Here is a 7,498-nt window from a genome sequence, read left to right on the forward strand (position 1 = left end):
CGCCCCGCACTGACCGGCCCTCCAGCGCGGGGCGGGCGGGCGGTCAGATGTTCTCGGCGCGGAACCGGCGTGCCCCCAGCCACACCGACACCACCAGCAGCACCGCCGCGACCAGCGCGCCCTCCGCGACCGCCGCCGTCGCGTAGTCGCCCAGGAACGCCGCCCGCGCCGCGTCCACCACGTACCGGAACGGCGTGCACCGCGACACCGCGTCCAGCCAGCCCGGCGCAAGGCTCATCGGCAGCAGGATCCCCGACAGCAGCATCAGCGGCAGCGTCACCGCCGACAGCAGCGGCGCGAACGCGTCCTCGGTGCGGGTCCGCATCGCCAGCACGTACGACAGCGACGCGACCGCGACCGCCAGCGACACCACGAACAGCAGCCCGACCGCGACGCCGCCCACCGGCGCCCGCAGCCCCAGCGCCAGCCCGACCGCCACCAGCATCACCGCCTGGACCGTGACGATGACGGTGTCGCGCAGCACCCGGCCGAGCAGCAGCGCGGTGCGGCTCACCGGTGTCACCCGCAGCCGCTCCACCACCCCCGACCGCAGCTCCCCGATCAGCCCGAACCCGACGAACCCGGCGCCGAACAGGGCGAGCTGGATCAGCACGCCCGGCACGAACACCTGCCAGGCGTTGCCGGCGCCGAACCCGCGCACGTCCACCAGCCGCGACAGCAGCGGCCCGAACAGCACCAGGTACAGCAGCGGCTGCACCGCGCCGAACACCACCGCGACCTTGCTGCGCAGCGTCTGCCGCAGATACCGGCCGAACACCAGGCGGGTGTCGGCGGCGGTCCGTGCCAAGGACATCGCACTCCTCCTTCTCATTGATTCGGGACGCGGCCCGCCGCCGGTCAGGCGGCGTCGCGCAGGGAACGGCCGGTGACGGTGAGGAACACGTCGTCGAGGCTGGGACGGGCCAGGTTCAGCGACGCCAGCTCCACCCCCGCGGCGTCCAGCGCCCGCACCAGGCCCATCAGCTGCCGCTCGCCGTCCTCGACGGTCAGCCGCACGGCGCCGCCGGCGGCCACCGCCTCCCGCACCGCGCGATGCCGCGCGAGCGCCTCGCGGGCCCGCGCCGCGCCCGAGGGGTCGGCGAGCTCGAGGGTGACCACGTCGCCGGCGACGCGGCGCCTCAGCTCCGCGGGCGTGCCCGCCGCGACGATGCGGCCCCGGTCGATGATGAGCAGCCGGTCGCACAGCGCGTCCGCCTCGTCGAGGTAGTGCGTGGTCAGGAACACCGTCGTCCCGTCCTCGGCGCGCATCGAGCGGACGTGCTCCCACAGGTTCCCGCGGCTCTGCGGGTCCAGGCCGGTCGTCGGCTCGTCCAGGAACAGCAGCGGCGGTCGGTGCACCAGCCCCAGCGCGATGTCCAGCCGCCGCCGCTGCCCGCCCGACAGCGCCCCGCACGGACGGTCCTGCAGCCCCTCCAGCTCCAGCCGCGCGCACAGCTTGGCGATCCGCTCCGCGCGTCCGTCCACCCCGTACAGGCGGGCCTGCAGATCCAGCTCCTCGCCGGCCGGGACGGACGGGTCGGTGCCGCCGCCCTGCGCGACGTAGCCGATGCGGCGCCGCACCCCGCCGGGGTCGGCGCGCAGGTCGCGCCCGGCGACGGTGGCGGTGCCGGCGGTCGGCGCCAGCAGCGTCGTCAGCATCCGCAGTGTGGTGGTCTTCCCGGCGCCGTTGGGGCCGAGGAACCCGACGATCTCGCCGGGCGCCACGGACAGGTCCACGCCGCGCACGGCCTCGACCGTCCCGTGCTTGCCGGTGAAGGTGCGGGCGAGCCCGCGTGCCTCGATCACGATGACCTCCGGTGGGGGTGAACGACTCGCCGATAGAGTAACCATAAATTTGCAGTCACACCAAGTTTTTAGTGACACCAGCGAAGGTAGGATCTCCGGCATGGCAGAGGAGCTCGACCGGCGGTCCGAACCCGAACTCGGCCTGCGCGAGCGCAAGAAGCGCGAGACCCGCCGCCGCATCGCCGACATCGCCACCGGGCTGTTCATGACGCGCGGCTTCGACAACGTCACCGTCGCCGACGTCGCCCGCGCCGCCGACGTGTCGGTCAACACGGTCTTCAACTACTTCAGGACCAAGGAGGACCTGTTCTTCGACCGCCAGGACGAGATGGTCGAGGCCGTCGGGCGCGCCTTCCGCGAACGGCGACCCGGCGAGGGCGTCGTCGCGCTCTACCGCCGCACCTACCTCGAGGGACTCGACCAGGGGTCCTACCGCACCGCCTTCCACGAGGGCTCGGAGGTGTGGTTCAAGACCGTCAGCGACAGCCCCGCCCTCACCGCCCGCTCCCGCGAACTCGGCCAGCAGCTCAAGGACGCCCTCGCCGGCCTGCTCGCCGAGGAGACCGGCGCCGGCCCCGACGACGTCACCCCCCGCGTCGCCGCCGCCATGATCTACGCCGCGCAGGGCGTGCTCATCGAGGAGATCGCCGCCCGCAAGGCCGCCGGCGAGACCCTCGCCGAGATGCGCGACGACGTCTACGCCTCCGCCGCCCGCGTCTTCGACATGCTGGAACACGGCATCGGCGACTACGCCCCCAAACCCGCCCCCGGCGAGTAGCGCGGGCGCCCGGCCGCGCCCCTCGGAACGCCCCCGCCACCGGCGCCCGGCCGGCCCGAGGACGCATGGCACCGCACCGACCCGGGTACGGCGGCCGGAAAATGAGTGTCGAGGCGCTCCGCGGCGTTCCTAAAATCCATGATTGCGGAGGCGATCAATCATGGACACCCCCACGCTCCTGGCCCACCTGCAGACCCACGACACCCCCCTCACCCTGCCCCGGGGCGGCACCCTGCGCTGGGACGACGCGGACGTGCACCGCGCCGCCCACGCCGCCGGCCCCGAGCACTACGCGCTGCTGGCCCTCGCCCCCGGCGCGCTGCCCTGGCAGCGCGCCCGCGTCCTGCTGCAGACCCTCGCCGCCTCCCAGGCCGGTCTCGACGACGCCACCCGCGACACCCTCGCGCGCCTCGCCCGCGTCCTGACGCTGGCGCTGCCGCCCGCGCACGTCATCACCGTCCTGCTCGCGCTGCGCCGGCTGCGCGCCAACCACAAGCACACCACCCGCGCCGTGCTGCGGTTCGTGCTGGAGCACCCCGACGCCGACGCCCTCATCGCCGCCCGCCGCCCCGCCCTGCTCGACTGCTTCGAGCACGCGCTCGGCAAGACCGCCGCACGCGGCTGCGCCCGCCGCATCGACGACGGCGACACCGGCTCGGACTACCTGCGGCGCCGCCTGCTGCGCTTCCTCGCCGTCCCCGCCGCCGCACCCGCCCGCGTCCAGGCCCTCTACGCCGCCGCCGCACCCGCGCCCACCGCAACCGGAGCGGCCGGCGCCGGCGCCGCGCGGCCCCTGCCCGACGAGCCCGCCCTCACCCTCGACACCGCCCGCCGGCAGCCCCCGACCGTCACCGCCACCAACCGCGGCGACATCGCCGCCACCCTCGTCCACCTGTACCGCGGCGGCCCCGCCGAGGACCTGTACGCCGCCCTCGGCCGCTACGTCGACGACGCCGCCCGCGCCTTCCCCCGCTTCGCCGGCACCGTCGCGCTCGTCCTGGACGCCTCGGCGTCGATGCGCGGCTACGGCGAACGCGAATGGGCCGTGCTGTCGCAGGCCGCAGCGCTGCGGATGCTGCTGTCGCGCGTCTGCGACCGGCTCGAGGTCGTCGAGGTCGGCGGCGACGAACGCGCCCCCCGCGGCGCCACCGACCTCGCCACCGGCGTGCTGGACGCCCTCGCCGCCGCCCCCGACCTGGTCGCCGTCGTCTCCGACGGCTACGAGAACCGCTTCCCCGGCGACCTCGCCCGCGTCACCGCCACCCTCCCGCGCGCCGGCGTCACCACCCCCGTGGTGTTCTGCCACGCCCTGTTCACCGCCGCCGACGACCTCGCCCTGCGCCGCCCCGACCCGTCGCTGCCGCAGCGCGGGTTCTGGCACCAGGACGACTTCACCGCCCTGCTGCCCTGGATGTTCGCGCACTGCCCCGCCGGCCGCCCCTGGCTGCGCACCGCCCTGCACGCCCGCCTGGACGCCCTGGACCGGCAGGCCGCCGACCTCACCACCGCCCTCGCCGCCTGACCCGCCCCACCGCAGACCCGCGGCGCGCCCGCCCGCGCGCCCGCCCGCGCGCCCCCTGGGGCGCTCTTGCGCCGGCACGAACGAAAGGAGCACCGCATGACCGAGATGACGGCGCTCGACACCCTGGTGCCCGGCCCGCTCAGCCTCGCCGGGCACCGCCTCGGCACCCCGCAGCAGGCCGGCGCCCTCACCATGGTCCCGATCTCCGGCCCCGACCGCCCCGGCTACGTCCCGCCCCGCACCGGGCTGAAGCTGTCGCGCGTCACCGGCTACGGACGCCTCGAACTGCGCAACGGCGCCGCCGACGGCGTCGCGATCGTCCCCCTGCACATCGGCTACGTCCAGGACGCCGCCCAGAACCACGCCCTGTGCCGGTCGGCGTTCCTGGCCCCCGGCCAGAAACTGCTGTTCGAGGACGCCTGCTGCGTCCAGCAGACCCAGGGCGGTTACCTCACCGGACGCGACCAGTGGTTCTTCGTCCTGCCCGGCGAACTGCGCGCCCGCGCCCTGGAACTGCGCGGCGTCCACGGCTACGCCAAGCTGTGGGCCGACATCGCCGAGCTCAACCAGCGCTGCGGGCTGCCACGCCGCGGCCACCTCGAGCAGATCCTGTCGCGCCAGCGGCCCGTCCTCACCCAGTTCCAGAGCCGCCTGGAACCCCAGCCCGGGCAGGTCGGCGCCCTGTTCCTCATCGACGGACGCTTCGCCGGCCTGGAGATCTGCCCAGGCCCCCGCTACTTCGCCGAGATGTGGCCCGCGCTGGCGTGCTTCGCCTACGGCGTCGCCGCCTGGCGCGCCGAACCCGCCCCCGCGCCCGCCGCCCCCTACAGCGCCGCCACCCTCGCCGAACTGCGCGGCGCCCTGGACCGCGACCGCGCCGCCCGCCTCACCGGCATCGCCGCCCGGCTCGCGGCCGCCGCGCTCGACGAGGCCGCCGACGTGCAGGAGGAGGAACGCTACTTGGACCTGCGGCTGTCCACCGTCACCGGCCCGCACCTGGCCGGGCAGGTCGTCACCGACGGCGGCCACGCCGTCTACGCCTCCCTGTTCGCCCGCTGACCCGGCCCCGCGCGGACCCGCCCGGGACGGCCCCCAAAAGGGGTTGCCCCGGGCGGCCCCCACCCAGTTGAATCGGACCCACGGGAACTGAGCCGGACCCGTCAGGCGAAAACCCGGATTCCACGTCCGGATCTCGCACGACGCTCAGCACGTCGCCAAGCGATCACGAGCCCGACCCGGTGCCGGCCACCTGTCCCGTCTCCTCCAGGTAGGGCGCGAGCGCCGCCCGCACGTCCCCCGGCATCTCCCGCTTGGACTTGGAGCCCGGGTCGACGAACACGTGCCGCACCTCCCCGTCGGCCATCAGCCGCCCGCCCACCACGAACCGCGGACGCACCACCATGCTCGTCGTCCCCAGATGCGCGACCGGCATCTCCACGTCCACCAGGTCGTCGAACCGCGCGCCCTCCCGGTACCGGATCCGCGCCTCCGCCACCACCAGGTCGTAGCCCGCGCCCACCATCTCGTCCGGCCCGCACACCGCCGCACGCCAGAACTCCGTGAGCGCCACGTCGTAGAAGAACAGGTAGTGGCCGTTGAACACCACGCCCTGCTGGTCGCACTCGCTGTACCGCACCCGCAGCCGATGCGTGAAGATCTTCCCCATACCGCCACATCCTGCCGCACTCCCGCACACGACGGACGGTGACATCCCGGACGGCCCCTTGCCGCGCGGCACCACGGATCCATAATTCTTGCTTCTGCATATGAGAAGAAGTATCTGTTGGACTTCTGACTTCCGGGCGCCGAGCATAGGAGGTGAACCAACCACCCACCAGGGAGGACACCATGGACAAGGCCATGCGCCCCGAGGACATCACCCGCCTGTTCGTCGAGCGCTCCAACGCCGGCGACGCGGCCGGAGTCGCCGCCCTCTACGAGGAGGACGCCGTGCTCGCCTACCCGCCCGGCTCGCAGACCGTCGGACGCGACGCGATCCGCGCGCTGTGGGAGAAGGTGCTCGCCGCCCGCCCCCACTTCGAACCCGAAGAGCCGCTGCCGACCCTGGTCAGCGGAGACATCGCCCTCACCTCCACACCGCCCCGCGACGGCGCCGGCGCCCGCGCCCAGGTCGTCCGCCGCCAGCCCGACGGCAGCTGGCTCCGCGTCCTCGACCAACCCGAGTTCACCACCCCCACCCGCTGACCCCCGCGCCGGCGGGCGGGCGTCGTCGGCCGGTGCAGGAGCGGGCGCGCGAGGCCTCAGGCGGCCAGGAAGTCCAGCAGGTCGCGGTTGAAGCGCTCCTTGTCGCCCGGGACCATCGCCAGGCCGTGCGAGGCGCCCTCGTAGACCTTCAGCGTCGCGTCCGGGACGATCCGCGCGGACTTGCGGGCGGTCGCGTCGATCGGGACGATCTGGTCGTCGTCGCCGTGCACGATCAGCGTCGGGACGTCGATCTTCTTCAGGTCGTCGGTGAAGTCGGTCTCGGCGAACGCCGTCGTGCAGTCCACGCCCGCCTTGACGCTCTCGTGCATCGCCATGAACCAGAACGCGTCCCGGTTGCCCTGCGTCGCCCGGCTGTCCGGGCGGTTGGTGCCGAAGAAGGTCTCCGAGACGTCCCGCCAGAACTGCGAGCGCTCCCGCAGGATCCCGGCCTTGATGTCCTCGAACGCCTGCGCCGGGACGCCCTCGGGATTGGCGTCGGTCCGCAGCATCAGCGGCGGGATCGCCGACAGCAGCACGACCTTGGCGACGCGCCCCGTGCCGTGCCGGCCGATGTAGCGGGCCAGCTCCCCGCCGCCCATCGAGTGCGCCACCAGCGTGACGTCCCGCAGGTCCAGCGCGCCGAGCAGGTCGGCGAGGTCGTCGGCGAAGGTGTCGAAGTCGTAGCCCTCCCACGGCTGCGACGAGCGCCCGTGCCCGCGGCGGTCGTGGGCGATGCCGCGGTACCCGGCGTCGGCCACCGCCTTCAACTGGTCCTCCCACGCGTCGGCGTTCAGCGGCCAGCCGTGGACGAACACCACCGGGGGACCCGACCCCCAGTCCTTGAAGAAGATCTCGTTGCCGTCGCGCGTCGTGACGAACCCCATCCCCTCAACCCCCAGACGTATCGGTGCGTTCCGGCGGGCGTTCCCGAGCTCGCGCGCCGCTACCCGGATCACGGGACAAGGCCGGGTCGACCTTTCTTTACGCCCCGCACCTCGTCGCGCCCCGCACCGCGCCGCAGGGTTCCGGCGCCGGGCGGCGGCTGAAGTCTCGGCAAAGGCGGGCGCGTGCTGGCGGGGACGCACGGCGCGCGCGGCTAGCGTGCGGCCATGCCGCAGACGCCCGGCGCCAGGCCCGCGTACGCGCCCGCCGACGTCCCGCCCGACGCGCCCCCGGCACCGCCCGCG

General features: G+C 74.3%; 8 protein-coding genes. 4 read left to right on the forward strand and 4 right to left on the reverse strand.

Annotated features, from left to right (window positions below; translation table 11 throughout):
* Positions 1 to 43 precede the first annotated feature (43 nt).
* Complete coding sequence (locus F9B16_RS47725; RefSeq protein ID WP_192809357.1) at positions 44 to 814, reverse strand: ABC transporter permease; 771 nt, start codon at positions 812 to 814, stop codon at positions 44 to 46.
* Positions 815 to 858: 44 nt separating this feature from the next.
* On the reverse strand, positions 859 to 1,806 hold the full coding sequence (locus F9B16_RS47730; RefSeq protein ID WP_151546896.1) for an ATP-binding cassette domain-containing protein: 948 nt from the start codon (positions 1,804 to 1,806) through the stop codon (positions 859 to 861).
* 100 nt (positions 1,807 to 1,906) lie between these two features.
* Here F9B16_RS47730 and F9B16_RS47735 point away from each other — a divergent pair, with 100 nt between their 5' ends.
* The 3 genes from F9B16_RS47735 to F9B16_RS47745 all read left to right on the forward strand — a co-directional run bounded on the left by F9B16_RS47735 (position 1,907) and on the right by F9B16_RS47745 (position 5,165).
* Positions 1,907 to 2,584 carry a TetR/AcrR family transcriptional regulator gene (locus F9B16_RS47735; protein WP_151546897.1) on the forward strand — a complete coding sequence of 226 codons (678 nt, stop codon included), beginning with the start codon at positions 1,907 to 1,909 and terminating at the stop codon, positions 2,582 to 2,584.
* 160 nt (positions 2,585 to 2,744) lie between these two features.
* Positions 2,745 to 4,106, forward strand: coding sequence for a VWA domain-containing protein (locus F9B16_RS47740; RefSeq protein WP_151546898.1), 1,362 nt, complete (start codon positions 2,745 to 2,747; stop codon positions 4,104 to 4,106).
* 96 nt (positions 4,107 to 4,202) lie between these two features.
* Entirely contained in the window at positions 4,203 to 5,165 is a 963-nt protein-coding gene (locus F9B16_RS47745; RefSeq protein WP_151546899.1) for an ARPP-1 family domain-containing protein, read from the forward strand.
* A 163-nt stretch (positions 5,166 to 5,328) separates the two neighbouring features.
* Here F9B16_RS47745 and F9B16_RS47750 read toward each other — a convergent pair whose 3' ends face one another.
* A complete protein-coding gene (locus F9B16_RS47750) occupies positions 5,329 to 5,772 on the reverse strand; it encodes an acyl-CoA thioesterase (protein ID WP_192809358.1) in 444 nt (147 codons plus the stop codon).
* Positions 5,773 to 5,954: 182 nt separating this feature from the next.
* Here F9B16_RS47750 and F9B16_RS47755 point away from each other — a divergent pair, with 182 nt between their 5' ends.
* On the forward strand, positions 5,955 to 6,311 hold the full coding sequence (locus F9B16_RS47755; RefSeq protein WP_225992613.1) for a YybH family protein: 357 nt from the start codon (positions 5,955 to 5,957) through the stop codon (positions 6,309 to 6,311).
* Between the two features lie 56 nt (positions 6,312 to 6,367).
* Here the strand turns inward: F9B16_RS47755 and F9B16_RS47760 are convergent, their stop codons facing one another.
* Positions 6,368 to 7,195 (reverse strand): alpha/beta fold hydrolase, encoded by an 828-nt coding sequence (locus F9B16_RS47760; protein WP_151546901.1) that lies wholly within the window; start codon positions 7,193 to 7,195, stop codon positions 6,368 to 6,370.
* Positions 7,196 to 7,498: the final 303 nt, after the last annotated feature.

The organism is Actinomadura montaniterrae (assembly GCF_008923365.1).
Classification (GTDB): domain Bacteria; phylum Actinomycetota; class Actinomycetes; order Streptosporangiales; family Streptosporangiaceae; genus Spirillospora; species Spirillospora montaniterrae.

What these genes read in the sequence shown, in the direction of transcription:
- F9B16_RS47735 (WP_151546897.1), top strand. Translation starts at nt 1,907, where the DNA reads ATGGCAGAGGAGCTCGACCGGCGGTCCGAACCCGAACTCGGCCTGCGC.
- F9B16_RS47760 (WP_151546901.1), bottom strand. Translation starts at nt 7,195, where the DNA reads ATGGGGTTCGTCACGACGCGCGACGGCAACGAGATCTTCTTCAAGGAC.
- F9B16_RS47740 (WP_151546898.1), top strand. Translation starts at nt 2,745, where the DNA reads ATGGACACCCCCACGCTCCTGGCCCACCTGCAGACCCACGACACCCCC.
- F9B16_RS47750 (WP_192809358.1), bottom strand. Translation starts at nt 5,772, where the DNA reads ATGGGGAAGATCTTCACGCATCGGCTGCGGGTGCGGTACAGCGAGTGC.
- F9B16_RS47745 (WP_151546899.1), top strand. Translation starts at nt 4,203, where the DNA reads ATGACCGAGATGACGGCGCTCGACACCCTGGTGCCCGGCCCGCTCAGC.
- F9B16_RS47725 (WP_192809357.1), bottom strand. Translation starts at nt 814, where the DNA reads ATGTCCTTGGCACGGACCGCCGCCGACACCCGCCTGGTGTTCGGCCGG.
- F9B16_RS47755 (WP_225992613.1), top strand. Translation starts at nt 5,955, where the DNA reads ATGGACAAGGCCATGCGCCCCGAGGACATCACCCGCCTGTTCGTCGAG.